This window comes from Pelagerythrobacter marensis, assembly GCF_036700095.1.
In the GTDB taxonomy this organism is placed as follows: domain Bacteria; phylum Pseudomonadota; class Alphaproteobacteria; order Sphingomonadales; family Sphingomonadaceae; genus Pelagerythrobacter; species Pelagerythrobacter marensis_A.
In genome coordinates this window covers 2,371,855-2,395,757 of sequence record NZ_CP144918.1, presented here as the reverse complement: position 1 = coordinate 2,395,757, position 23,903 = coordinate 2,371,855, and the positions used below count along the sequence as shown (strand labels likewise).

Below are 23,903 nucleotides of genomic sequence, written 5' to 3'. Positions count from 1 at the left end.
CTCAGCGGCCGCTCGGCTGCTGCTGTTGGGTCGCCTGCTGAGCCTGGGCAGCAGCCTGCTGCTGTTCGCGGACTTCCCGCGGCACCCAACCTTCGGGCGGGGTGATCTGCACGCTCGGCACCAGGGTGTTGAGTTCGGTCAGCACGTCCTGCGTCAGGTTGTGCTGCGCACCGGCGTAGACCACCTGGCCCGACGTGGCGTCGAGGATCAGGCTGACGTTGCGCTTGGCGGCAGCTGCCTGAACGGCTTCGTCGAGACGATCTTCGATCTGCTCGGTGACATAGGCTCTGCTCAGCGAAACCGGCGCCAGGATGGTCTGCAGCTCGCGCTGGCCGGCCTGTTCGATCTGCTGGATCTGCGCCATCTGCTGCTGCAATGCCTGCTGGTCGGGGTTGGCCGCCTGGCGCGCCGTGTTGAACTGCTGGATCAACGGGGTCAGTTGGGCTTCGATCTGCTGGCGGCGCGCTTCGGCCTGGCTGATCTGTGCCTGGTAAGTGGTCTGGCGCTGCTGTTCGGCGGTGCGGTATGCGTTCGAATTGGCAATCACCGCCGGCAGGCTGACGACGCCCACGCCGCGCGCATCCTGCGCCACGGCGGGAACCGCCAGCATCGGCGCGGCCGAAGCGGTGAGCATGAGACCGGCGGCGACCACCGGTTTAAGAAAGTTCTTCATCAGAATTGTGTCCCCACATTGAAAGTGAATCTCTTGGTATCATCGCCCGGCTCTTTCTTGAGCACGTGAGCGAAGTCGATGCGGAACGGCCCGAAGGGGGAGTTCCAGTTGACGCCGATACCCACGGAAACACGCGGGCTGGCGGAATCGCCCAGGAAGACTTCCTGGAATGGGGCCGCGACCTGATACATCCACGGATCGTTCGGATTGCCGGACCCGTCGGTCGGGTCGGTGGTCCATTGGTTGGGATCGTCGGGGTCGACGTAAAGCGGATTGCCGTCGCTGTCGAACAATTGCCGCTGAATACCGTCCGGGAACGGGGCGCTCTGCAACACCGGCTTGGTGACGTTGAACAGGGCGCCGACGTCGACGAAGATCGACGGGCGCAGCCCCATCTCGCGCGCGCCCGACCCCAGCGGGATCTCAAGCTCCGCCCGGCCCAGGTAAAAGGCATTGCCGCCCAGCGCGTCGTCGCCGACCTGGTCGCGGTCGGTAATCACCTCGCCCACACCGTCGCCATCAAGGTCCCGGATGGGCTGGCGCAATACGCGCGGACCCACGCCGCGGATGTCGAAACCGCGGAACTGCGGTTCGCCGAGGAAGAAGCGGTCGGTCAGGCGCACATCGTCCACGCCCGGGCCGCGATCTTCAAGGCCCTTGATCACGCCGCCTTCGCCCTGGATCGAGAAGATGAAGCCGCCGAACACGGGCCAGTACTTGGCGCCTTTCGCTCGCAGGCGCAGATACTTCACATCGCCGCCCAGGCCGGCAAATTCGGTGCTGAGCGACAGCGTGTGGCCGCGGGTGGGGCGATAGGGATTGTCGATCGTCCGCATCGACAGCGTGAGGCCGAGGATCGAACTCAACCGGTTGCCCACCGCTTCGCACAGGTAACGCCCGGCCAGAACGGGATCGCATTCCGTTACCCCGTCACCGTCGATATCGCTGTAGTAGGTGAACTCGTCCAGCGAAACGTCGTCGTAGTTGAGCGTATAGCTGCCGATGGCCGAAATATATTCGGTCAGCGGAACGCCCACGCGCATCGAGAACCCAGTGGTGGACTGTTCGAACGTACGGTTCCGGTCGTTATTGGTGAAATTGAAGCTGTTGTAATCTTTGCGGTAAATATCGATCCCGGCGGAAATATTACGATCAAAGACGTATGGTTCGGTGAAGCTCAGCGCGGCTGAACGCGAATAACGCGAGTAGTTCACCGAGGCGCCAACCGTCTGACCGCGGCCGCGAAAGTTGTTCTGCTTTATCGAGCCGGCAAGAATGAAATTCTCGATCGACGAGAAACCGGCGGAAAGCTGCAACTCGCCGGTCGGCTGCTCCTCCACGTTCGCTTCGAGCACGATACGGTCGGGGGCGCTGCCCTCCTTCTGCTCGATCTCGAAGTTTTCCTGGAAATAGCCGAGCGACTTGATCCGGTTGGTCGAACGCTTCACCTGCAGCGAGTTGAACGCGTCGCCCTCGGCCACGCGGAATTCGCGCCGGATCACTTTGTCCTGCGTCAGCGTGTTGCCGTTCACGTCGACCCGTTCGACATAGACGCGCGGCGCCTCGCGAAGGACGAACGTGACGTCCATCGTGAGGTCTTCCTGGTTGCGCACGAATTGCGGCTGGGTATCGGCAAACGCATAGCCGAAGGTTCCGGCCAGTTCGTTCATCTGCTCGACCGTGTCTTCGACCAGCTTGGCGTTGTACCAGTCGCCGCTCTTGATCGCGAGATTGTTGGTCATCCGATCGCTGTCGAAATCGCGAATCTGGCTGTCCACCTCGACATCGCCGAAGCGATAGCGCTCCCCTTCCTCCACCACATAAGTGATGATGAAGTCGCGCTTGTCCGGCGTCAGCTCGGCCACGGCAGAAACGACGCGGAAATCGGCATAGCCTTCGGTGAGATAGAACTGGCGCAGCTTCTGCTGGTCGAAAGCCAGGCGGTCCGGGTCGTAACTGGTGTTCGAGCTGAAGAAACGGAAGAAGCGCGCTTCCTTCGTCACCATCTCGCCCTTCAGTTCGCCGTCGTCGAACTCCTCGTTACCGAGGATGTTGATCTGGCGGACCTTGGACTTGGGACCTTCGCTGATCTCGAACACGATATCGACGCGGTTCTGGCTCAGCTCGACGGTCTTCGGCTCGACCGAAGCGGCAAAGCGGCCCTGCCGCTTGTAGAGTTCGATGATGCGGGCCGTATCGGCACGAACTTTCGACCGGGTGAAGATCTGGCGCGGCGCAAGGCGGATTTCAGGCAGGATCTTGTCGTTCTTGATCCGCTTGTTGCCCTCCAGGATGATCCGGTTGATCACCGGGTTTTCGGTCACCGAGATCACCACGTTGCCGCCATCGTTGCGAACGCTGGCGTCCGAGAAAAGCTCGGTCGCGTAAAGGTCCTTCAGCGCCTGGTCGGCGAGCGCCTGCGAGTAGGTATCCCCCGCGCGCATCTGGATGTAGGACAGGATCGTTCCCGGCTCCAGCCGCTGCGCCCCGACGACCGTGATCGAACGGATCGTATCGCCCTGCGGCGCCGGAGCGGGTTGCGAAGCGGGCGGCTGGGCCGCCGTCGCCGCGTCCTGAGCCAGCACCGGCGCGGGAACCCCGGCCAGCATCGTACCCCCGAGCAGGGCAAGCGCGAAACGTGCGCCGGTCTTGCCGAATGCGCCGGCGGCTTTCTCGCGTTCTGTCATCGCCACGGTGATCCCGTCCAATCCTTATCCATTGCACCAATGGGCCGCAGCCCATCCATCGGGCGATGCGGCAAATGCCGCCCTTGCCCGATGCCGTGCCCCCGATCAAGCGAAGGAAGGAACGAGTCCCCCGCGCTCTCTCGTCCCCCGGGGCGGTCAGCTCCCGAAGATCGGCAGCGAAACCAAATCGTTGATCGTGACGAACACCATCAGTGCCAGCACCAGGGCGATCCCGGTGCGAAACGCCAGTTCCTGCCCCCGCCGCCCCACCGGCTTCCGCCGGATGGCCTCCGCAGCGTAGAAGGCCAGGTGCCCGCCATCGAGCGCGGGGATTGGCAAGAGGTTGATGAATGCCAAATTAAGCGAGATCAGCGCGATGAAGTTGATGAAGGCAAGCGGGCCGAGGCTGAATTGCTCGCCCGAATATTTCGCGATCTTGATCGGTCCGCCCAGCTCGCGCACCGAGCGGTCGCCGGACAGGATCTGCCCCACCCCGGTCACCATCATCCGCGCGATGTCGATACTGTGATCGACCGCCAGGCCCAGCGCGCCTATCGGGCCCTGCCGCGCAAACTCGAACTCCACCGCCGCCGGCGCGATGCCGATCAGGCCGATGGTCGATGCATTGCCGAAATTGTCTTCGACCTCATGCGCTTGTGCCGTGACCTCGAAATCCAGCCTGCGCCCGCCGCGATCGACGACAATGTCGAAAGTCCGCCCCGGATAGAGCATCACCGCGTCCTGAATATCGCGAAAATCGTGCATCGGCTCGCCGTCGATCGACACGATCCGGTCGCCGATCTCGATCCCGACCGAACGCGCCGCCGATTCCTCGGCAAACCCGGCCACGGTGAGCTGGCTGTCCGTTTCGACCGGCACCGGCTTGCCCACGACCATGAAGAACGCGGCGAAGATCGCCAGCGCCACCAGCACGTTGGTTGCCGGCCCGGCAAAGACGATCAACGCGCGCTGCCACAGCGGCTTGAAATGGAACGCGCCCGCCCGCTCGCTCTCCGATATGGCCGCCAGTCCATCCTCGTCGGGAATACTGGCCGGGTTCATGTCGCCCCGGAACTGGACATATCCGCCAAGCGGCAGGGCCGAAAGCTTCCAGCGGGTCCCGCGGCGATCGGTCCAGCCGGCGACTTCCTTGCCGAAACCGATGGAGAACGCATCGGCATGGACTCCGAACAGACGGCCCATGAGATAGTGACCGAATTCGTGAATCGTGATCAGCGGCCCGAGGACGAGCAGAAAGCCGACGACGTACATCCAGAACGAAGGGGTATCAGCCAATTGCGGCGGTCTCCATTACTTCGCGAGCCCGAGAGCGCGCCTCCGTATCGACAGCGAGAACGTCGTCGAGCGTCGAAGGTGCCGAGGGGGCATAGCGATCGAGGGTTTCCTCCACCACTGGCGCAATGCGGGTGAACGCGATCTGACCGGCGAGGAAGGCCGCCACCGCCACCTCGTTCGCGGCGTTGAGAACGGCGGGCGCCGCACCGCCGGCGTGGGCGGCATTTCGCGCAAGACGGGTGGCGGGGAAACGGTCTTCGTCCGGCGCTTCGAAGGTCAGCGACCCGATCGCCGCGAGATCCAGCGGAGCGCACGGCGTATCCATTCGCTCCGGCCAGGCGAGGCACGAGGCGATCGGAACCCGCATGTCGGACGGTCCCAGCTGCGCCAGCGTCGAACCGTCGCAATACTCGACCATCGAATGCACGACGCTTTGCGGGTGAACGACGATGCGCAGGGCGTCGAGGCCGACCGGAAACAGGTGGTGCGCCTCGATGAATTCCAGCCCCTTGTTCATCATCGTGGCCGAATCGACGCTGATCTTCGCGCCCATGTCCCAGTTGGGGTGCGCCACTGCCTGGGCAGGCGTGGCCCGGGCGAGACGTTCGGCGCTCCAGGTCCGTAAAGGTCCGCCGCTGGCGGTGAGCGTGATCGAGCGCACGTCCGCGATTCTGCCGCCCTGCAGGCACTGGAAGATCGCGTTGTGCTCCGAATCGACCGGCAGCAGGGTTGCACCGTGTTCCGCGACCGCCGCGGTCATGACGGCGCCGGCCGATACCAGAGCTTCCTTGTTCGCCAGGGCGATCGCACCGCCGCGGCATATTGCCGTCATCGTGGGGCGCAGGCCGGCACAGCCGACAATGGCCGCGATCGTGATGTCCACCGGGCGCCCGGCCGCATCGCACAGCGCCTGACACCCGCCGGCCGCCTCGATCGCGGAACCGGCCAGTGCAGCGCGCAATTCGGGCAGGCACGCCTCGTCGCCGACAACCGCGATTTCGGCCTCGAACTCGCGCGCGAGCGCCGCGAGTTCGCCGGCGTTGCAATTCGCGGTGAGCGCAACGATGCGCCACGCATCGCGGTTGCGGCGGATAAGGTCCAGCGTCGATGCACCGACCGAGCCGGTCGCGCCGAGGATGGAGATCGAACGGGTCAATTGGCCACCGAGGCGGCGATGCCGCCCACTGCAATGGCGACCGGCAGAAGCCCGTCGACCCGGTCGAACACGCCGCCGTGCCCGGGGATCAGGCGCGAGCTGTCTTTCACCCCGGCTTTCCGCTTCAGCCAGCTTTCGAAGAAATCGCCGGCCTGCGCCACGACCGCCAGCCCCGCCCCCAGAGCCGCGATCGACGCCAGATTGGCACCGTCGAGCGGGATCCCGAGCGCGAAGCGCGGACCCAGCCAGTCGAGCCCGGAATCGATCGCCATCACCCAGGCCAGGGTCCACAAGGCCGAGGCGATCATTCCGCCGAAGAGGCCCGCCCAGGTCTTGGACGGGCTGATGCTCGGGGCGATTCGCGGCCCGCCGATCGCCCGGCCCGCGAAATAGGCGCCCGTATCGGTGAAGATCGTTGCGCCAAGGATCAGCACGAGGAGGAAGTCGCCCGCCCCCACCAGGATGGCGGCGGCGGCGGCGATGTAGAGCCCGCCCGCGATCAGCGCGGCGAGCCGGTAGGGCACGTTGCCGGTCGCGCGCACGACCAGCACGGTGAACTCGGCGAAACAGGCGAAGGCGACCAGGCCGATGAACAGGTCCAGCACTTGCCCGCCCTGCCACAACGCGGCCCCCGCAACCGCGAGCATCGCCGCGGCCGAAGCCAGCCGGACCGGCAGGTCCGAACGCTTCGCCCCCGACACCGCCGTTTCGCCGTTACCGCCCGCCATATCGCCTCTCCCGCCGCGCGAATTCCTCCAGCGCCTCGGCCAGATGGGCCAGCGTGAAATCGGGCCAGAGCGTGTCGACGAAAATCATCTCCGCATAGGCGCATTGCCAGAGCAGGAAGTTCGACAGGCGCACTTCCCCGCTCGTGCGGATAAGCAGATCGAGCGGGGGCAGATCGGCCGTGTCGAGCTGCGCGGCGATCGTCTCGGGCGTGATCTCCCCCCGGGCCGCCGCTTTCGCTGCCGCGCGGGCGATTTCCTGCTGCGAGCCGTAGTTCAATGCCACCGCGAGCGTGCGCGAACCCTGGCTCGTCTGTGCCAGGGCATCCTCCAACATGGCGACGATATCCGGGGCAAGCCCTTGCCAGTCGCCGATAATTTTCAGCCTGACGTCGTTGGCGACGAATTCCGGCAAGTCCGATTTCACGAACTTGCGCATCAGGTTCATCAGGTCGTCGACCTCTTCGCCGGGGCGCTTCCAGTTCTCCGAACTGAAGGCATAGAGCGTCAGGCACTCGATTCCGGTGCCCGCCAGACCGCGCACGAGTTCGCGCACGGCCTCGACCCCGCGCCGGTGCCCCATCGCGCGCGGCAAATGGCGGCGCCTGGCCCAGCGGCCATTGCCGTCCATGATTATGGCGACGTGCCTGGCGATCGTCATCGCATAGCTTTCACGCGGTTGCCGATCGTATCCCCGGGGGACACGAATGCATATCGTGACCCGAGCCCGCTCACTGGGTCAGGATTTCCTTCTCCTTCTGCGCCGCGGCGGCATCGGCTTCCGCGACGTACTTGTCGGTCAGCTTCTGCACTTCCTCCTCGCTGCGCTTGCGATCGTCCTCGGAGATTTCCTTCTTCTTCTCATCTTCCTTGAGCGCTTCCATGCCGTCGCGGCGCACGTTGCGGATCGCGATCTTCGCGTTCTCCGCATACTTGCCGGCGAGCTTGGCCAGTTCGCGGCGCCGCTCTTCGGTCAGGTCGGGCATCGGCAGGCGGATCGTCTGCCCGTCGGTCATCGGATTGAGGCCGAGGTTCGCGTGCGCGATCCCCTTCTCCACCGCGGTGACGTTCGCCTTGTCCCACACCTGCACCGCGAGCATGCGCGGTTCGGGCGCGTTGACCGTCGCCACCTGGTTGAGCGGCATCATCGCGCCATAGACTTCCACTTGCACCGGATCGAGCAGGCTGGTGTTGGCGCGCCCGGTGCGCAGCCCCGACAGGTCGCCCTTCAGGCTGTCCACGGCGCCCTGCATGCGACGTTCGATATCGCTCTTGTCGTACTTGGCCATTGTCAGGCTTCCTCTTTCACTACCGTCTGGACGCCGTCGCCGGCGAGCACCCGCGCGAGATTGCCCTTCTCGCGGATCGAGAAGACCACGATGGGAATCCCGTTGTCGCGGCACAGCGCGACGGCCGAGGCATCCATGACTCTGAGATTGTCCGCCAGAACCTTGTCGTAGCTGACGGTGTCGAATCGTTTCGCAGCGGCGTTCTTCTTGGGGTCGCTGTCGTAGACCCCATCGACGCTGGTGCCCTTGAACAGCGCGTCGCAGCGCATTTCCGCCGCGCGCAGCGCCGCACCGCTGTCGGTGGTGAAATAGGGCGCGCCGACCCCGGCGGCAAAGATCACCACCCGCCCCTTCTCAAGATGGCGTTCGGCACGGCGCCGGATCACCGGCTCGCACACCTGGTCCATCTGCACGGCCGACTGGACCCGGGTCTGCACGCCGATCTGTTCGAGCGCATTCTGCATCGCGAGCGCGTTCATCACCGTCGCCAGCATACCCATATAGTCGGCCTGGGCGCGGTCCATGCCCTGCGCCGCGCCGGCCATGCCGCGGAAGATGTTGCCGCCGCCGATCACGAGGCAAATTTCCAGCCCGGTATCCTTGGCCGCCTTCACCTCTTGCGCAAGTTCGGCAACGAAGGCGGGATCGATCCCGAACTGCTGATCCCCCATCAGCACCTCGCCCGAGAGCTTGAGCAATATCCGCTTGTAATTCGGGGAAGACATGGACGAAACGGGTTCCGGAAAATTGTGAGGGTCGCGGGCGTCCTTAGCCGCCCCGCCCCGCCTGCGCAAAGGGAAAGCCGGCAGCGGCCCGCCGAACGAAAACGGCCGCCGAACCCGAAGTCCGGCGGCCGCATGTTCGTGTGAGACGAGGAATCAGCCGGCGACGGCCGCTGCAACCTCGGCCGCGAAGTCGCTTTCTTCCTTCTCGATGCCTTCGCCGAGCTGGAAGCGGACGTAGTCCTTCAGCACGATGGCATGCCCGGCGTCCTTGCCCGCCTTGGCGACGACATCGGCGATCGGGGTCTTGTTGTCGATCACGAAGACCTGGCTCAGCAGCGCGTTTTCCTTGGCGAATTTCTTCACCGCGCCGTCGACCATCTTTGCCTGCACTTCGGCCGGCTTGCCGCTCTCGGCCGCCTTTTCCGCGGCAATCTTGCGCTCCCGCTCGATCACTTCGGGGTCGAGACCGTCGGCATCGAGCGCCTGCGGGAAAGCGGCGGCGATGTGCATCGCCAGCTGCTTGCCCAGCGCTTCGAGCGTGGCCGCGTCGGCCTCGCTTTCGAGCGCGACGAGCACGCCGATCTTGCCGAGGTTGGGGGCCGCGGCGTTGTGGACGTAGGGGACGACGACGCCGTTATCGACCGACACCGTCTTCATCCGCCGAACCTGCTGGTTCTCGCCGATCGTCGCGACGTTGTCGGTCAGCTTGTCGGACACCGTGCCGCCGTCGGGATAGGCAGCCGCCTTGAGCGCCTCGACATCGTCGCCCTCGACCGAGAGCGCGACTTCGGTGGTCTTGCGAACGAAGTCCTGAAACTTGTCGTTCTTGGCGACGAAGTCGGTTTCCGAGTTGACCTCGACCGCGACGCCGCGGGTCCCTTCGACGGCGACGCCGACGAGGCCCTCCGCCGCGGTGCGGCTGGACTTCTTCTGGGCGGTGGCAAGGCCCTTGGCGCGCAGTGCATCGACCGCGGCCTCGATATCGCCGTTCGCCTGTTCGAGCGCCTTCTTGGCGTCCATCATGCCCGCGCCGGTTTTCTCGCGCAGGGTCTTCACGTCAGCGGCAGTGAATGCAGCCATGATCGTTTCCTCTGTGTAAATTCCGGGCGCCGGGCCCGAGGGTCAGGTCCGGCGCGCTAGGTCATGTTTGTGACAGTCGCCTGAAATCAGGCGGCCGTTTCGACCGGGGGTTCCTCCATCGCGCCGACATCGTCGCCGCTTTCGGCAACCTTGCCGCCGCGCCCCGCCACCGCCGCATCGCGCACGGCATCGCAATAGAGGCGCACCGCGCGGCTGGCATCGTCGTTCCCCGGCACCGGGAAGGCGATCCCGCTGGGATCGACATTGGTGTCGAGCACCGCGACCACCGGAATGCCGAGCACGTTGGCTTCCTTGATCGCGAGATCTTCCTTGTTCGCGTCGATCACGAACATCACGTCGGGAATGCCGCCCATGTCGCGAATGCCGCCGAGCGAAAGTTCCAGCTTGTCGCGCTCGCGCGTGAGCTGGAGAACTTCCTTCTTGGTCAGGCCGGAGGTGTCGCCCGAAAGCTGCTCTTCCAGGGTCTTGAGGCGCTTGATCGAACCGGAAATCGTCTTCCAGTTGGTGAGCATTCCGCCCAGCCAGCGGTGGTTGACGAAGTGCTGGCCCGAGGCACGCGCCGCCTCGGCAATCGGTTCCTGCGCCTGGCGCTTGGTGCCGACGAACAGGACCTTGCCGCCCGAGCGCACGGTCTGCTCGATGAAGTCGAGCGCGCGCGAGAACAGGGGAACGGTCTGCGACAGGTCGATGATGTGAACACCGTTGCGGGCGCCGAAGATGTACGGCTTCATCCGCGGGTTCCAGCGGTGGGTCTGGTGGCCGAAGTGCGCGCCGGCCTCGATCAATTGCTGCATGGTGACGGTGGAAGCCGCCATAGGTAATTCCTTTCCGGTTATGCCTCTGGAGAGCTGGAACCTTTCGCGGAGATCCCGCGGCAGGCACCGGTATGTGGCGCTCCCCATGTGGATTTTGCACAGTCGGAGCCCGGTGGAACGCCCACGGATTCGCTGCGCGGAGGCGCCCATAGCCCGAAGCGGGCGGCGAATCCAGCCTCGATTCGCCGCAAAAAAACGGCGCCGCGCACATTTGCGCTTGACATGTTGGAACAAATAGTGAACATTGGCGCTGTCGAACGGAACAAGCCGGGCGACGGCCAGATTATCCACATGCGATCCACAGGCTGTCAACAGCCGGGATCGGCTCAGTAAGGATCGAAACCATGCTCGGCGCCATTCTGTTTGCCCTGTTCGTCACCGCAGCCGCAGCCTCGCTGGCGGTGCTGATCGACGGCTTCCTGCGCGGGCGGGAGGCATTCGCCCGCTTGCGGCGCGATCTGGGGCGCGAGGCGCCGGCCGGTGCGGTTCGGGTTGCGATCGAGGGGCCGGCGGCGTGCTCCACCGATATCCGGGGACTGTGCGAATCGCGCCCTCGCCCGGTCAGTCGGCCGGCGGGCGACCGTCTGCCGCGTCCGGTGCGGGGGGTGGCGTGCGCCCGGCATTCGCTTGCCGCAGCCGCCTGACCCGGGAATAGCGCACCAGTGCATAGGGCATCAGCGCGAGGTAGACCGCACAAATCGCAACCAGCGCCCACCACGGTTCCAGCAAGAGCGCGGCGCACAGAATCCCCACCCCGGCGATCAGTTCCAGGCGCACGTTCCTGCGCGGCCGGATCGAGGTCCAGCTCAACGTCGCGATATTGGAGATCATCAGGAATGCCATGGCCACCATCCACACGGCGCAGACGATCGGCTCGCGAAATTCCTCCCGCCCCGTCGCCATCCAGAGATAGAACGGCAGGAACGCCAGGCCGGCCCCGACCGGCGCCGGCACCCCGGTGAGGAAGCCGGCCGATTTGTGGGGCTGGTGATCGACATCGATCTGCGCGTTGAACCGCGCCAGTCGCAGCGCGCAGCAGATGGCAAAGGCCAGCGCCGCGAACCAGCCGAGCCGGGGAAGATCCTGCAAGGTCCAGAGGTAGAAGATGATCGCCGGCGCCATACCGAACGAAAGCGAATCGGCCAGGCTGTCGAGTTCGGCGCCGAATCGCGACTGCGCTTTCAACAGGCGGGCGATCCGTCCGTCGATACCGTCGAGAAGGCCGGCCAGAATGACCGCGAAGATCGCCAGGCTCCAGTTTTCCGCGATGGCGAAGCGGATGCCGGTGAGGCCCGAACACAGCGCCGCGGCGGTGATCGCATTGGGCAGGACCGCGCGGAGCGACAGCCCCCGCGTCCGCCCCGCCGGAATGGGGACTTCGTCTTCCGCGGCCTTGGGGCCGAGGCGCGGATAGTCGTCGTTCACTGGGCGATGCCCTCGATCAGCCGACGCTCGCCGATTTCGGCCAGCACGGTTTCGCCGGCAACGACCTTCTGCCCCACCAGAACCCGGGAATCGGTCCCCGCCGGCAGATAGACGTCGACCCGGCTGCCGAAACGGATCAGGCCGACCCGCGCGCCGGCGGCCAGCGTGTCGCCCGGCTTGACGAACGGGACGATCCGCCGCGCGACGAGACCGGCGATCTGCGTGAAACCGAGCATGAGGCCGTCGTGCCGCTCGATCAGGATATGCTGGCGCTCGTTGTCCTCGCTCGCCTTGTCGAGATCGGCGTTCATGAACTTGCCGGGGATATAGACCAGCCGCCGCACCGTGCCGCCGATCGGGGCGCGGTTTATATGAACGTCGAACACGCTCATGAAGATCGAGATTCGCGTCACCGGCTCGCGCGCCAGCGACGGCGTTCCGCTGCCGTCGTCCATCGTCAGTTCCGCCGGCGGTTCGACTTGCGCGATCAGCGAGACAAGCCCGTCCGCGGGCGAGACGATAAACCGCTCGTCCTGGGGCACCACGCGTTCGGGATCGCGAAAGAACGCGAACACGCCGAGCGACAGGAAGGCCATCGGCCAGGCGATCGTCTCCCACGCCATGAACGCCGCGAACAGGCTGATGCCGATCGCGATCAGCCCGAATTTGCGCCCTTCGGGGTGAATCGGCGGCCAATGCCAGCCAATGTCCCCGCGTCCCTTGTTATCGACCAGTTCGCCTGCCATCCGTGCCATCTAGAGCCTTGGCGCGATGCAAACAAGCGGATCGCGGCGAACGCGCGGGCGTTAGGGCGATGCTTACCATATCGCTCTATCCGCGCTGCGATGGATACGCGAGACACGATCCTGCGACGCTGGAGCGGGGAAATCCCGGTCTTTGTCGCCACGCTGGCGCTGTTTGCGCTCTGTGCGGCCCTGCTCGCAAGCCGCGGGATCGTGCTCGACGCCGGGCCGGTCCTGGCCAATGCCCACATCTACCTGTTTTCGATCGTCGCCTGGGTCGCTGTCGACGCGGCCTGCTACCTGGCGCGGCATCGCCCGCAGGAACCCTTCGCCGCGCTTCATCGCCGCTACGCCGGCCCGGCGGCGATTCGCCGCTGGATCGCCGGCGCGCCGCTGCTGGCGCTGTGCATCCTGCTGATGCCGTTCTTCTCGAAGATGAAGGCGGCGATCCCGCTGTTCAACGCCTATACCTGGGATGCGACGTTCATCGCCTGGGATCGGGCGATCTTCTTCGGCTACGACGCCTGGCAGGTGCTCCAGCCGCTGTTCGGCTATCCGCCGGTGACCGCCCTGCTCGGGCTGCTGTACCAGCTCTGGTTCCTCCTGCTCTACGTCGGCTGCCTCTATATGGCGTTCGCTGCGATCGATCCCGGCCTGCGCCGCCGGTTCTTCCTCTCCTACACGCTGTCCTGGTCGGTCATCGGCGGAGGCGCTGCGACCCTGCTCGCCTCGGTCGGACCGTGCTTCCTCGGCCCCCTGCTCGGCGATCCCGCTTTCGATGCGCAGATGGCCTATCTCCATGCCGCCGACGCACAGATCCCGGTCATGCCCCTGGCCGTCCAGCAGATGCTGCTGGACTGGCATCACAACGACGCAAACGGGCTTGGCAGCGGGATCACCGCGATGCCCAGCATGCATGTCGCGATCGCATTCCTCTTCTGGCTGGCCGTGCGGCGCATCTCGCCGCGCGCCGGGCGGTGGATGTTCGCCTTCTTCGTCCTGACCTGGATCGGCTCGGTCCACCTTGCCTATCACTATGCGGTCGACGGGCTGGTGTCGGTTGTCCTGGTGGCGGCGCTATGGCGCATTTCGGGTGCGGCGATCGCCTGGTGGGACAATCGCCTCGCGCATACTGCGCGCCAGATTCATCCCGCCTTGCGAACGAAGACCGTCCCGGCCGAATAACCCGCGCCGAAGCTGCAGATCAGCCCGATGTCGCCCCCGCGCAAGTCGTCGCTGTGCAGATGGAACGCGATGATCGACCCGGCGCTAGAGGTATTGCCGTAAGTGTCGAGCACGGTCGGGCTTTCGTCGGCACTGGCCTCGTGCCCCAGCACGCGCTGGGCGATCAGGCGGTTCATGCCCGCATTGGCCTGGTGCAGCCACAGGCGGCGCAGGGACTGGGGATCGATCCCCAGCCGTTCCGCTTCGTCCAGGATCATCTGCGCGACCATGGGCACGACTTCCTTGAACACCTTGCGCCCTTCCTGAACGAAAAGCTTGTCCGGCGTGTCGGCCGTTTCGGGATGAGCGCGATTGAGGAAGCCGAAATTGTTGCGGATATTGTTGGAGAACACCGTTTTCAGCCGGGTGCCCAGAATGTCCCACCGTTCCTCGGGTGCAATCGCGGCATCTTCCACCAGCACCGCGGTCGCCACGTCGCCGAAGATGAAGTGGCTGTCCCGGTCGCGCCAGTTGAGGTGCCCGCTCGTGATCTCGGGGCTGACGACCAGCACCGATCGCGCGTGACCTGCGCGGATATAGTCGGCGGCGGTCTGGATCCCGAACGTGGCCGAGGAGCAGGCGACGTTCATGTCGAACGCGAACCCTTCGATCCCCAGCGCCTGCTGGATCTCGATGGCCATGGCCGGATAGGGGCGCTGCATGTTCGAAGCCGCGCAGAGAACCGCGTCGACATCGCGCGCTTCCCGCCCCGCCCTCGCCAGCGCGTCCTGCGCCGCGGCCACCCCGATCTCCGCCAGGATCGAGAGATCCTCGTCCGGTCGCTCGTCCCACCGCGGGGCCATGATATCGGGATCGAGCACCGGCGCCTTCGCCATGACGTGGCGCGATTTTATCCCGCTCGCCTTCTCGATGAATTCGACAGAGCTGGGTTCCAGCGCGCCGAGTTCGCCGGCCGCTATCGCATCCGCGTGCTCGGCATTGAAGCGCTCGACGTAGGCGTTGAAGCTCGCGACCAGTTCTTCGTTGGAAATGCTCTCTTCCGGGGTGAAGAGGCCGGTCGCGGAAATGACGGGGCGCTGTGCTGTTTCCATCGCCGCGGAGTAGAGCCGCTCGCCGCGCGGGGCAAGGTCGTCGCGACGGGCGGCAGGGTGGTGGACAGGGCTGGATTCGAACCAGCGTACGCTTGCGCGGGCAGATTTACAGTCTGCTGCCTTTAACCACTCGGCCACCTGTCCACATGCCTGCGCCTGCGGGAAAACGGTGCCGCCGTAAGGGGCACCCTTGCCGAGAGGCGCCCCTTTGGCGAAGCCATGCTTGCCTGTCAATGGGGCCGCTGGCATGGGCGGGGCACAGGATTTCAAAGGGGTTTTCGATTGGCCAAGGGTGATCGCAAGCGGGCATTGCGTGGCCGCGCAGGGCGTATGCAGGGCGGGCGCGGCAGCGGCCGGGCGAGCGCCGGCCAGGTGCGCTTGTGGGGCCGCCACGCGGTCGAAGCCGCGCTCAAGAACCCCGATCGCAGCCATCGCAAGTTGTGGGCGACCCGCGAAGGGATCGATTCGCTCGACGGCGATCTGCCGCCCGGCTTTCCCGTGGAATATGCCGACGTGCAGGACCTCGCCCGCCTGGTGGCCCGCGATGCCCCGCACCAGGGCCTCGTTCTCGAATGCGCGCCGCTCGACGACGTTCACATGGAGGACGTGCTGACAAGTGAGCCAACCGGCCCGCTGGTCTTCCTCGATCAGGTCACCGACCCGCACAACGTGGGCGCCGTGCTGCGTTCCGCAGCCGCCTTCGACGCCTGTGCGATCGTGACGCAGGACCGCCATGCTCCGCCCGAATCGGGCGTCGTGGCCAAGTCGGCCTCGGGCGCGCTGGAGATCGTGCCCTGGGTGCGCGTCGTAAACCTTGCGCGTGCGCTCGAAAGCGCGGCGGAGGCCGGGTACTGGCGCATCGGCCTGGCCGGCGAGGCGGAGGCAACGCTGGCCGAGGCTTTGCCGGCCGGTCCGGTCGCGCTCGTGCTCGGGGCCGAAGGGGAAGGAATGCGGCAGAACATCGCCGCGCATTGCGACGCGCTGGCTCGCCTGCCGATCGGTGAGCGGATGGAGAGCCTGAACGTCTCGAACGCGGCGGCCATCGCGCTTTATGCAATCGCGGTGCGATAGAATCGTGGAGTCACGAACGGGGGGATCACAATGACCATTTCCACAAGGGTCCGGCGCGCTGGCGCGATGGGGCTCGCCGCGGCACTCGCGCTTGTTCTGGGCGGCTGCCTGCTCGCGCCCGGCGCCTTCACCTCGCAGCTCGAACTGCGCAAGGGCGGAACGTTCAGCTACTCGTACGAAGGCGAGATCTACATCCTCGCGCTCAGCAAGCTCGCCGAAATGGGCGAGGAGATGGAAAGCGCCGGGGAAACGTTCGAACCTGCCTGCTACGATGAGGACACGCTCGAGGAGCGTGCGTGCAGCGAGGAGGAGCGCGCTGCGCAGTTGGCCCAATGGGAGGACGCGCGCGAAGAGAAGAAGCGCGACCGGGAAAGAGGCGCGGACATGGCCCGCGCGATGCTGGGCGGGCTCGATCCCGCCGATCCCGAAGCGGCGGAGGAATTCGCCCGGCGACTGCAGCGTCAGGCCGGGTGGGAGCGCGTGGAGTACCGGGGCGAGGGGCTGTTCGACGTCGTTTTCCGCATCTCGGGGCGGCTCGACCACGATTTCATGTTCCCGACCATCGAACAGATGCAGATGTCGAATTTCTTCCTGCTGGCCGCCAATCGCGACGACGGCACGGTCCGGGTCGACGCGCCCGGCTTCGCGATGGCTGCCGGCGGGAATCCGTTCCAGGGCATGATGGCCGGAATGGCCGAAGGTTTCGCCGGAGATCGCGAAGGCCGCAACGGCTCGAAATCCGCCGCCGGAGTCCCCGAGCTGAACGGCACGTTCCGCATCGTCACCGATGGCGATATCCTGGCCAACAACACCGACGAGGGGCCAGTCGAAACGGCCGATGGCAAGATGCTCGAATGGCAGGTCAACACCCGGACGCAAGTGGCCCCGACCGCTCTGGTGAAGCTGGCGGACTGAACGCCCGCGAACCGGGCCGAAAGACGAAACGCCGCGCCTGCCCGGTCGCAGACGCGGCGTTTTCGGTTCCGTTTGGCCGGCACAGCCGGCCAACGCAGCGCGCCGAAGTTCAGTTCACACTGTCTTTCAGGCCCTTGCCGGCCTTGAACTTCGGCTGGTTCGACGCCTTGATCGTCATCGGCTCACCGGTGCGCGGGTTGCGGCCTGTCGAAGCCTTGCGGCGCGCCACGGAGAACGTTCCGAAACCGACCAGTCGCACTTCGTCGCCCTTCGACAAGGCTTTCGTGATGGCGTCGAAAACGCCTTCGACCGCGTTGGCGCTGTCGCTCTTCGAAAGACCGCTGGAATCCGCGACGGCGCTGATCAGATCGTTCTTGTTCATTCTGGGAACCCCCTAAAAGTTCGCGTTTGAGACCGGTTTCGGTGAATCGCCTCTCCGAAAGGGCAGGATTTGAACGCTTTTTTGGCCGGGCTGTCAAAGGCAAATCCCCGCGAACGCGTCCGCGCGGTAATCTTCTGTCAAGATTTTACACCAAATCGAGGCCGCGCCGTGCCGTAGCGGCAGGCGCGGCATAGCACTTCCTCGCCGCCGAAACGCCGGGTCAGTGCGCGGTCGGGGCTTGTTCTCCCAGCGTCTGGCCGGGGTGAGCCGGCTGGCTCGCGAGATCGTCGGCCTCGGTCCATTCGATCGGTGCCAGCTCGGAAACGAGCGCCTTTTCAAGCACCTGATCGACATGAGCGACCGGCACGATCTCCAGCCCATCCTTCACGTTCGCGGGAATTTCGGCCAGATCCTTCACGTTCTCTTCGGGGATCAGCACGGTCTTGATCCCGCCGCGCAAGGCCGCCAGCAGCTTTTCCTTCAAACCGCCGATCGCCAGCACCCGCCCGCGCAGGGTGACCTCGCCGGTCATCGCGACGTCGGGCCGCACGGCGATGCCCGTCAGCGTCGACACGATCGAGGTGACCATGCCGATGCCCGCGCTCGGCCCGTCTTTGGGCACGGCCCCTTCGGGCAGGTGGATGTGAATGTTCTTGCGCTGGAAGATACTCGGCTTGATGCCATAGGCCGGCGCGCGCGCCTTCACGAAGCTGAAGGCGGCGGCGACGCTTTCGTTCATGACTTCGCCCAGCTTGCCGGTGGTCTTGATCTCGCCCCGGCCCCCGCCGACGGCCGGCGTGGTCACGCTCTCGATCGTCAGCAATTCGCCGCCGACCTCGGTCCAGGCAAGACCGGTGACGGCGCCCACTTGCGGCTCCTCTTCCGACATGCCGTGCTTGAACTTGCGCACCCCGGCGAAGTCGCCGAGATTGTCGGGCGTTATGCGCACACTTTCCGCCTTGTTCTCGAGGATCCGGCGCAGCGACTTGCGCGCCAGCCGCGCGATCTCGCGCTCCAGCGTGCGCACCCCCGCCTCGCGGGTATAGTGGCGGATCAGGGCGCGCAGGCCGTCTTCGGTCAGCTCGAACTCGCCTTCCTTCAGCCCGTGCGTCTCGATCTGCTTGGGGATCAGGTGTCGCTGCGCAATCTCGACCTTCTCATCCTCGGTATAACCCTCCAGCCGGATGATCTCCATCCGGTCGAGCAGGGGCTGCGGCAGGTTGAGGCTGTTCGCCGTGGTGACGAACATGATGTCCGACAGATCGATATCCAGCTCCAGGTAATGGTCCTGGAACTTGCTGTTCTGTTCCGGGTCGAGCACTTCGAGCAGGGCCGAGGCGGGATCGCCGCGGAAATCCTGGCCGAGCTTGTCGATCTCGTCGAGCAGGAACAGCGGATTGCTGGCCCCCGCCTTCTTCAGGTTGGTGACGATCTTGCCCGGCAGCGAGCCGATATAGGTGCGGCGGTGGCCGCGGATCTCGGCCTCGTCGCGCACGCCGCCCAGGCTCTGGCGAATGAACTCGCGGCCGGTGGCGCGGGCAATCGATTTGCCGAGCGAGGTCTTGCCGACCCCCGGCGGACCCACGAGGCACAGGATCGGCCCCTTCAGCTTGTCGGTCCGCGCCTGGACCGCGAGATATTCGATGATCCGGTCCTTCACTTTCTCGAGCGCGTAGTGGTCCTCGTCGAGCACCGCCTGCGCTTCGGCAATGTCCTTCTTGAGCTCGCTCGTCTTGCCCCAGGGCAGGCCGAGCAGGACATCGAGATAGTTGCGGATGACGGTCGCCTCGGCGCTCATCGGCTGCATGGTCTTGAGCTTCTTCAGCTCGCTTTCGGCCTTGGCCCTGGCCTCTTTCGAAAGCTCTAGACTTTCGATCTTGGCCTGCAGTTCGGCGATCTCGTCGCCCTCCTCGCCGTCGCCCCCGCCCAGCTCGCTCTGGATCGCCTTAAGCTGTTCGTTGAGGTAGTATTCGCGCTGGGTCTTCTCCATCTGCCGCTTCACGCGGCCGCGGATCTTGCGCTCCACCTGGAGGACGGAGAGTTCGCCTTCCATGAACGACATGACCATTTCGAGCCGCTTGAGCGGGTCGAGTTCGGTCAGCAGCGCCTGCTTGTCGGCCACTTTGGCCCCGATCGCCGCAGCGACGGTGTCGGCAAGCTGGCCGGCATCGTCGATCTCGCCCAGTTCGTCGCCCGCGCCCTCGCCCAGCTTCTTGTTGAGCTTGGCATATTCCTCGAACTGCTCGATCACCTGTCGCATCATCGCCACGACTTCGTTGCCCGAGGCCGTGCCCGGCTCGCGCGGCGAGACTTCGGCGACGAGGAAGTCGCCGTTGGGCTGCAGGCTCTCCAGGCGCCCGCGCGCCATGCCCTCGACCAGCACGCGCACGGTGCCGTCGGGCAGCTTGAGCAGCTGGAGCACCTGCGCGACGGTGCCGATGTCGTAGAGATCGTCAGCGCCCGGATCGTCGCACCCCGGATCGAGCTGCGAGAGCAGGAAGATATCCTTGCTGCCGTCTGCGCTGCTCGCTTCCATCGCCGCTTCGAGCGCGGCGACCGACTTGTCGCGTCCCACGAACAGGGGAACGACCATGCCGGGAAACACCACGATGTCGCGGAGGGGGAGAAGAGGGTAATGCTGGTTCATTGCGTCAATCCGTCGGCCGGGCGCTGCGACAGGCGCGCCTCACTTGGCCGAGGGATATGGGAACCCGCCCGGCCCGCCGCAACGCCTGAACCCCGCGAACCTGTGGATGCCGCGTCGAATGGAGAGAGGCCGACCGTCTGTTGTACTGCCGCGGCGAGCGCCGCGAAATGCGGTCTCCGGGTGCTGCTACGGGGACGATGGAGCCTGGGGCGGCGACCGCAGGGCAGCCATTCGTCCAGCGAACAGCCGACCAATCCCCACTCGTCACCCCGGGCTCGACCCGGGGTCCCGCTTTTCAAGCGGCGTGCGAAGACTAGCGGGATCCCGGATCAAGGTGAGCGCCTCGTCAGCCCAGCCCTACTCCCGGAATCCCGGGTCGATCCGGTCGAGCTTGCGCAGCAGGGCGGGCCAGGCGAGCGCGTTGGCGACCATGCCGATGCCGGCGGGCGGCGTCTGGTCGCGCACTTTCTCGGGCGTACCCTGCGGCGGATTGTGCAGGCCGTCGCGGCCGGCGGAGAGCATCTTCACTTGCGCGTCGCAGGCGCGTTCCAGGAAATAGAGGCGCAGGAAGCATTCGCCCACGGTGCGGCCGATCGCCAGCGTGCCGTGGTTGCGCAGGATCATCGCGTGCTTGTCGCCCATGTCCTCGACCAGGCGTTCGCGTTCCTCCAGGTCGGTCGCGATCCCTTCGTATTCGTGATAGGCGATGTCGCTGCGCGCGATCATGCCGGTCTGCGTATGCTCCATCAGCCCGTCGGCCATCGCGCTGACCGCCTGCCCCGCCGGGGTGTGCAGGTGCATCACCGCATGGGCATCCTCGCAATTCATGTGCAGCGCCGAATGGATCGTGAAGCCTGCCGGGTTGACCGGGTGTGACGTAGGAATGACCGGCTGCCCCTCGACGTCGATCTTGACCAGGCTGGAGGCCGTGATCTCCTCGAACATCATGTCGTAAGGGTTGATCAGGAAATGGTGTTCCGGCCCCGGCACGCGGGCGGAAAGGTGCGTGAAGATCAGGTCGTCCCAGCCATAGAGCGCGACGAGGCGATAGGCCGCGGCGAGATCGACCCGAACCGCCCATTCCTCGTCCGAAACCTGCGCGCGAACGTCTGCGTCCGATCCGATCGCATTGTCGTTCATCACCGTTGCCATGCTGCCTCTCCGATTGGTTGTCTTTCGCCACCGGTAGCATGATTTGGGCGGGCCGCGCCATCCCGTAGAGGCTCAGGTCCGGTCCCAGTCGCCGTCAGGCGCGGCGATCCGATAGAGCGGGGCCCCGGGTCAGCCCATTCCCGGCAGGTTGAATCCCGGCGGAAGGCCCATGCCGCCCTGCATCTTCTTCATTTCCTCTTCGGAAACGCGATCGGCCTTGTCGCGCGCGTCGTTGAAGGCGGCGGTGACGAGGTCTTCGACCATCTGCTTCTCGTCCGGCTTCAGCAGGCTCTCGTCGATCTCGACGCGCAGGATGCGGCCCTTGGCGCTGGCGCGGACCTTGACCAGGCCGCCGCCGGCGGCACCCTCGACCTCGATCGCGTCGAGCTTGGCCTGCATCTCGCCCATCTGGGTCTGGATCTGTTCGGCGGCCTTCTGTGCGGCCTGGATCATCTCTTCCATCGATTGCATCGGTTGCGTCCTCGTTGTTCCTGTGCGTCAGCCGTGTCGGGCCTGGCGCCCGGCGGGCTGAATGTCGGCATCCTCGACCAGTTCGGCCTCGGGAAAAGCCTCGAAGGCGGCTTCGACCAGCGGATGCGCGCGCATCTCGGCCTCGGCTTGCGCTTTCGCCGCTTCCTCGCGTTCGCGCAAGCTCGGCTCGCCGCCGGTTTCGCGCTGTTCGACTTCCCACCGCACGCCGGTGAGCTTGGAGAGCGCGTCGCGAAACTCGCCCGCCGGATCGCCGACGAAGCCGGGCGCGAGGGCATAGACCAGCCGGCCCTGCGCCAGTTCGATCGGGCGCACCCAGTCGCGCATGGTTTGTGCCACGCGCAGCGCCCCCGCGGCATCGACCCGCTCGACCAGCGCCTGCCAGTCCATCGCGGCAGTGGCGGCCGGAGAACTCCCGGGCGCCCCTTCCCCGCCGGCAGACGATGCGGCAACGCCGCTGGCGGCCATTTCGTCGAGCTTCTTCGCCAGCTTGCCAGGATCGGGCAGGTCTGCGGCGTGGAGCACGCGCAGGAGCGCCATCTGCGCCGAAACCAGCGGATCGGGCGCCTGGCGCACTTCGTCGTAGCCTTTGAGCAGGAGCTGCCACAGACGGTGAAGCTGGCCTGCGGAAAGGCGGCCCGCCCACTCGGCCAGCGCGGCGCGTTCCTCGGCGCTCGGCGCGTTGGGCTCGGCCCGTCCGATCTGCGCCACCGTGATCCGGTGGACCAGGTCCATCAGCCCGCGCATCAGCGCCAGCGGCTCGACCCCCAGGGCATATTGATCGAAAACCCCCGACAGCAGCGCCTTCGCATCCCCTTCCAGGATCGTGCCCAATAGGCGGCGCTGCGCGCTCTTGTCGGCGAGACCGAGCATGTCGCGCACCCGCTCCGCCGTGACCTTGCCGTCTTCGCCCAGGTCGGCATGGGCTATCGCCTGGTCGAGGATCGAGAGGCCATCGCGCACCGACCCTTCGGCAGCGGCAGCAATCATGTGCAAGGCCTCAGGTTCGGCGGCGACGCCTTCCTGCTCGCAGACCCAGGCGAAATGCGACTGGAGCAGTTCGGCCGGGATGCGGCGCAAGTCGAACCGCTGCGTGCGGCTGAGCACCGTGACCGGCAGCTTGTCTACCTCGGTGGTCGCGAAGAGGAATTTCACATGCGCGGGCGGTTCCTCAAGTGTCTTCAGCAAGGCGTTGAAAGCATTGCGAGACAGCATGTGAACTTCGTCGATGATATAGATCTTGTAGCGCGCGCTGACCGCGGCATATCGCACCGCTTCGATAATCTCGCGCACGTCGTCCACGCCGGTATGGCTGGCGGCGTCCATCTCGATCACGTCGATATGGCGCCCCTCGGCAATCGCGCGGCACGGCTCGCACACTCCGCAGGGGTCGATCGTCGGGCCGCCCTGCCCGTCCGGCCCGATGCAGTTGAGCGCCTTGGCCACCAGTCGCGCAGTGGAGGTCTTGCCGACCCCCCGCACCCCGGTCATCAGGAAGGCATGGGCCAGCCGGTCGCGCTCGATCGCATTGGCGAGCGTGCGCACCATCGGTTCCTGCCCGATCAGCTGCGAGAACGTCTGCGGACGATACTTGCGCGCCAGCACGCGATAGGGCTGGTTCGCATCGGCCGGTGCGGCAGGTTGCGCCGGGGGCGAGGCATCGGTCGCGGCGGGTGGAGCGGGGCCGGGCGCGGCGGCCGGCGGCTCGGCCGGCGCGTCCCCGAACATCGCCGCCTGCCCTTCGGCCTCCAGTTCGGCGGCGCTCGGCTTCGGCTCTTCCTCCTCCCCCGTATCCCAGGGAAGGTCGCCCGCGTTTTCCCCCGCATCTGTCGGTGAATCACCCATGCCCGCCTAGGTAGGCGCTTGCCGGGGCGTTGTCATGCTCGTGTGGAAAAAGGAGCCGGGCGACCCGCCGCAATTCACCTGGGCTGCTTCCTTCCGGACCTGACCCGGTGAGCGAACGCAAACGTCCACCCGACTCCCGCGCCGGCATATGGCCGGGGACGCGGCGGATTTCAACCGTCGAGATCGTCTCCGGCGGGAACGGCCGGATCAGCGGAAATTGTCGGCGTAGGCCTGGAGCTTGATGTGCCGGGGCGGGGTCGCGTGAACGCGCGCCGGGATGCCGTATTTCGCGGCATAGGCCTGCGCCGCCGCCTTGTCGGGGAAGGTCAGCTGCACTTGCGCCTGCGTATCGCGGCTTCCGGTCCAGCCCATCAGCGGATCGGGCCTACGCGCCTCGGACTGCTCAAATTCGAGCACCCATTCATCGGTCCGGGCCTTGCCGGACTGCATCGCGTTCTTGGGTCGCTGATAGATACGGGCTGCCATAGGAA

Annotated in this window: 22 protein-coding genes, 1 tRNA gene and 1 other RNA gene; 3 read left to right on the top strand and 21 right to left on the bottom strand. The window is 65.8% G+C overall.

Annotated elements, in window-relative coordinates:
* Position 1: 1 nt before the first annotated feature.
* The 12 genes from V5F89_RS11335 to V5F89_RS11280 all read right to left on the bottom strand — a co-directional run bounded on the left by V5F89_RS11335 (position 2) and on the right by V5F89_RS11280 (position 12,638).
* Entirely contained in the window at positions 2-673 is a 672-nt protein-coding gene (locus V5F89_RS11335; protein WP_338445744.1) for an OmpH family outer membrane protein, read from the bottom strand.
* Positions 673-3,360 carry an outer membrane protein assembly factor BamA gene (gene bamA / locus V5F89_RS11330; protein ID WP_425334386.1) on the bottom strand — a complete coding sequence of 896 codons (2,688 nt, stop codon included), beginning with the start codon at positions 3,358-3,360 and terminating at the stop codon, positions 673-675. The genes V5F89_RS11335 and bamA overlap by 1 nt, the downstream gene beginning before the upstream one ends.
* Before the next feature lie 156 nt (positions 3,361-3,516).
* Complete coding sequence (gene rseP, locus V5F89_RS11325) at positions 3,517-4,656, bottom strand: RIP metalloprotease RseP (RefSeq protein WP_338445743.1); 1,140 nt, start codon at positions 4,654-4,656, stop codon at positions 3,517-3,519.
* Positions 4,649-5,812 (bottom strand): 1-deoxy-D-xylulose-5-phosphate reductoisomerase, encoded by a 1,164-nt coding sequence (locus tag V5F89_RS11320; RefSeq protein ID WP_338445742.1) that lies wholly within the window; start codon positions 5,810-5,812, stop codon positions 4,649-4,651. Before V5F89_RS11320 ends, rseP begins: the two co-directional genes overlap by 8 nt.
* A complete protein-coding gene (locus tag V5F89_RS11315) occupies positions 5,809-6,540 on the bottom strand; it encodes a phosphatidate cytidylyltransferase (protein ID WP_338445741.1) in 732 nt (243 codons plus the stop codon). The genes V5F89_RS11320 and V5F89_RS11315 overlap by 4 nt, the downstream gene beginning before the upstream one ends.
* On the bottom strand, positions 6,527-7,198 hold the full coding sequence (uppS, locus tag V5F89_RS11310) for a polyprenyl diphosphate synthase (protein ID WP_338445740.1): 672 nt from the start codon (positions 7,196-7,198) through the stop codon (positions 6,527-6,529). The genes V5F89_RS11315 and uppS overlap by 14 nt, the downstream gene beginning before the upstream one ends.
* A 70-nt stretch (positions 7,199-7,268) precedes the next feature.
* On the bottom strand, positions 7,269-7,826 hold the full coding sequence (gene frr / locus V5F89_RS11305) for a ribosome recycling factor (RefSeq protein ID WP_338445739.1): 558 nt from the start codon (positions 7,824-7,826) through the stop codon (positions 7,269-7,271).
* A gap of 2 nt (positions 7,827-7,828) precedes the next feature.
* Positions 7,829-8,551: a UMP kinase gene (gene pyrH, locus V5F89_RS11300; RefSeq protein WP_338445738.1), complete on the bottom strand. Its 723-nt coding sequence runs from the start codon at positions 8,549-8,551 to the stop codon at positions 7,829-7,831.
* 153 nt (positions 8,552-8,704) lie between these two features.
* Positions 8,705-9,631: a translation elongation factor Ts gene (gene tsf, locus V5F89_RS11295; RefSeq protein ID WP_338445737.1), complete on the bottom strand. Its 927-nt coding sequence runs from the start codon at positions 9,629-9,631 to the stop codon at positions 8,705-8,707.
* 86 nt (positions 9,632-9,717) lie between these two features.
* The gene (gene rpsB, locus V5F89_RS11290) at positions 9,718-10,467 is read right to left on the bottom strand and encodes a 30S ribosomal protein S2 (protein WP_338445736.1); all 750 of its coding nucleotides are present in this window, start codon (positions 10,465-10,467) and stop codon (positions 9,718-9,720) included.
* A gap of 561 nt (positions 10,468-11,028) precedes the next feature.
* Positions 11,029-11,892 (bottom strand): CDP-alcohol phosphatidyltransferase family protein, encoded by an 864-nt coding sequence (locus V5F89_RS11285; RefSeq protein WP_425334353.1) that lies wholly within the window; start codon positions 11,890-11,892, stop codon positions 11,029-11,031.
* On the bottom strand, positions 11,889-12,638 hold the full coding sequence (locus V5F89_RS11280; RefSeq protein ID WP_338447567.1) for a phosphatidylserine decarboxylase: 750 nt from the start codon (positions 12,636-12,638) through the stop codon (positions 11,889-11,891). The genes V5F89_RS11285 and V5F89_RS11280 overlap by 4 nt, the downstream gene beginning before the upstream one ends.
* A 99-nt stretch (positions 12,639-12,737) precedes the next feature.
* Between V5F89_RS11280 and V5F89_RS11275 the strand changes: the two genes are divergently transcribed.
* The gene (locus V5F89_RS11275; RefSeq protein WP_338445735.1) at positions 12,738-13,820 is read left to right on the top strand and encodes a phosphatase PAP2 family protein; all 1,083 of its coding nucleotides are present in this window, start codon (positions 12,738-12,740) and stop codon (positions 13,818-13,820) included.
* Here the strand turns inward: V5F89_RS11275 and V5F89_RS11270 are convergent.
* Together V5F89_RS11270 and V5F89_RS11265 are read right to left on the bottom strand one after the other, a co-directional pair.
* On the bottom strand, positions 13,781-14,911 hold the full coding sequence (locus V5F89_RS11270; protein WP_338445734.1) for a beta-ketoacyl-ACP synthase III: 1,131 nt from the start codon (positions 14,909-14,911) through the stop codon (positions 13,781-13,783). The genes V5F89_RS11275 and V5F89_RS11270 overlap by 40 nt on opposite strands.
* 58 nt (positions 14,912-14,969) lie before the next feature.
* Positions 14,970-15,055 (bottom strand) — tRNA-Tyr (locus tag V5F89_RS11265).
* A gap of 138 nt (positions 15,056-15,193) precedes the next feature.
* On the opposite strand from V5F89_RS11265, the gene rlmB reads away from it, so the two are divergent.
* Entirely contained in the window at positions 15,194-15,982 is a 789-nt protein-coding gene (rlmB, locus tag V5F89_RS11260) for a 23S rRNA (guanosine(2251)-2'-O)-methyltransferase RlmB (RefSeq protein ID WP_338445733.1), read from the top strand.
* Between the two features lie 30 nt (positions 15,983-16,012).
* A complete protein-coding gene (locus V5F89_RS11255; protein ID WP_338445732.1) occupies positions 16,013-16,897 on the top strand; it encodes a hypothetical protein in 885 nt (294 codons plus the stop codon).
* Positions 16,898-17,006: 109 nt separating this feature from the next.
* Here V5F89_RS11255 and V5F89_RS11250 read toward each other — a convergent pair whose 3' ends face one another.
* The 7 genes from V5F89_RS11250 to V5F89_RS11220 form a co-directional block, all read right to left on the bottom strand.
* Entirely contained in the window at positions 17,007-17,279 is a 273-nt protein-coding gene (locus V5F89_RS11250; RefSeq protein ID WP_160732729.1) for an HU family DNA-binding protein, read from the bottom strand.
* 220 nt (positions 17,280-17,499) lie between these two features.
* A complete protein-coding gene (gene lon / locus V5F89_RS11245) occupies positions 17,500-19,926 on the bottom strand; it encodes an endopeptidase La (protein ID WP_338445731.1) in 2,427 nt (808 codons plus the stop codon).
* Positions 19,927-20,283: 357 nt separating this feature from the next.
* Complete coding sequence (locus V5F89_RS11240; protein ID WP_338445730.1) at positions 20,284-21,078, bottom strand: class II aldolase/adducin family protein; 795 nt, start codon at positions 21,076-21,078, stop codon at positions 20,284-20,286.
* 129 nt (positions 21,079-21,207) lie between these two features.
* Entirely contained in the window at positions 21,208-21,549 is a 342-nt protein-coding gene (locus tag V5F89_RS11235) for a YbaB/EbfC family nucleoid-associated protein (RefSeq protein WP_338445729.1), read from the bottom strand.
* Between the two features lie 27 nt (positions 21,550-21,576).
* Positions 21,577-23,412: a DNA polymerase III subunit gamma/tau gene (locus V5F89_RS11230; protein WP_338445728.1), complete on the bottom strand. Its 1,836-nt coding sequence runs from the start codon at positions 23,410-23,412 to the stop codon at positions 21,577-21,579.
* Positions 23,413-23,457: 45 nt separating this feature from the next.
* Positions 23,458-23,552, bottom strand: an RNA gene (gene ffs, locus V5F89_RS11225) — signal recognition particle sRNA small type.
* Positions 23,553-23,619: 67 nt separating this feature from the next.
* Positions 23,620-23,898 carry an NADH dehydrogenase ubiquinone Fe-S protein 4 gene (locus V5F89_RS11220; protein ID WP_338445727.1) on the bottom strand — a complete coding sequence of 93 codons (279 nt, stop codon included), beginning with the start codon at positions 23,896-23,898 and terminating at the stop codon, positions 23,620-23,622.
* Positions 23,899-23,903 lie beyond the last annotated feature (5 nt).

What these genes read in the sequence shown, in the direction of transcription:
- rpsB (WP_338445736.1), bottom strand. Translation starts at nt 10,467, where the DNA reads ATGGCGGCTTCCACCGTCACCATGCAGCAATTGATCGAGGCCGGCGCG.
- uppS (WP_338445740.1), bottom strand. Translation starts at nt 7,198, where the DNA reads ATGACGATCGCCAGGCACGTCGCCATAATCATGGACGGCAATGGCCGC.
- V5F89_RS11250 (WP_160732729.1), bottom strand. Translation starts at nt 17,279, where the DNA reads ATGAACAAGAACGATCTGATCAGCGCCGTCGCGGATTCCAGCGGTCTT.
- V5F89_RS11255 (WP_338445732.1), top strand. Translation starts at nt 16,013, where the DNA reads ATGACCATTTCCACAAGGGTCCGGCGCGCTGGCGCGATGGGGCTCGCC.
- V5F89_RS11220 (WP_338445727.1), bottom strand. Translation starts at nt 23,898, where the DNA reads ATGGCAGCCCGTATCTATCAGCGACCCAAGAACGCGATGCAGTCCGGC.
- V5F89_RS11230 (WP_338445728.1), bottom strand. Translation starts at nt 23,412, where the DNA reads ATGGGTGATTCACCGACAGATGCGGGGGAAAACGCGGGCGACCTTCCC.
- V5F89_RS11280 (WP_338447567.1), bottom strand. Translation starts at nt 12,638, where the DNA reads ATGGCAGGCGAACTGGTCGATAACAAGGGACGCGGGGACATTGGCTGG.
- V5F89_RS11240 (WP_338445730.1), bottom strand. Translation starts at nt 21,078, where the DNA reads ATGGCAACGGTGATGAACGACAATGCGATCGGATCGGACGCAGACGTT.
- bamA (WP_425334386.1), bottom strand. Translation starts at nt 3,360, where the DNA reads ATGACAGAACGCGAGAAAGCCGCCGGCGCATTCGGCAAGACCGGCGCA.
- lon (WP_338445731.1), bottom strand. Translation starts at nt 19,926, where the DNA reads ATGAACCAGCATTACCCTCTTCTCCCCCTCCGCGACATCGTGGTGTTT.
- tsf (WP_338445737.1), bottom strand. Translation starts at nt 9,631, where the DNA reads ATGGCTGCATTCACTGCCGCTGACGTGAAGACCCTGCGCGAGAAAACC.
- V5F89_RS11315 (WP_338445741.1), bottom strand. Translation starts at nt 6,540, where the DNA reads ATGGCGGGCGGTAACGGCGAAACGGCGGTGTCGGGGGCGAAGCGTTCG.
- frr (WP_338445739.1), bottom strand. Translation starts at nt 7,826, where the DNA reads ATGGCCAAGTACGACAAGAGCGATATCGAACGTCGCATGCAGGGCGCC.
- V5F89_RS11335 (WP_338445744.1), bottom strand. Translation starts at nt 673, where the DNA reads ATGAAGAACTTTCTTAAACCGGTGGTCGCCGCCGGTCTCATGCTCACC.
- V5F89_RS11275 (WP_338445735.1), top strand. Translation starts at nt 12,738, where the DNA reads ATGGATACGCGAGACACGATCCTGCGACGCTGGAGCGGGGAAATCCCG.
- V5F89_RS11235 (WP_338445729.1), bottom strand. Translation starts at nt 21,549, where the DNA reads ATGCAATCGATGGAAGAGATGATCCAGGCCGCACAGAAGGCCGCCGAA.
- pyrH (WP_338445738.1), bottom strand. Translation starts at nt 8,551, where the DNA reads ATGTCTTCCCCGAATTACAAGCGGATATTGCTCAAGCTCTCGGGCGAG.
- V5F89_RS11270 (WP_338445734.1), bottom strand. Translation starts at nt 14,911, where the DNA reads ATGGAAACAGCACAGCGCCCCGTCATTTCCGCGACCGGCCTCTTCACC.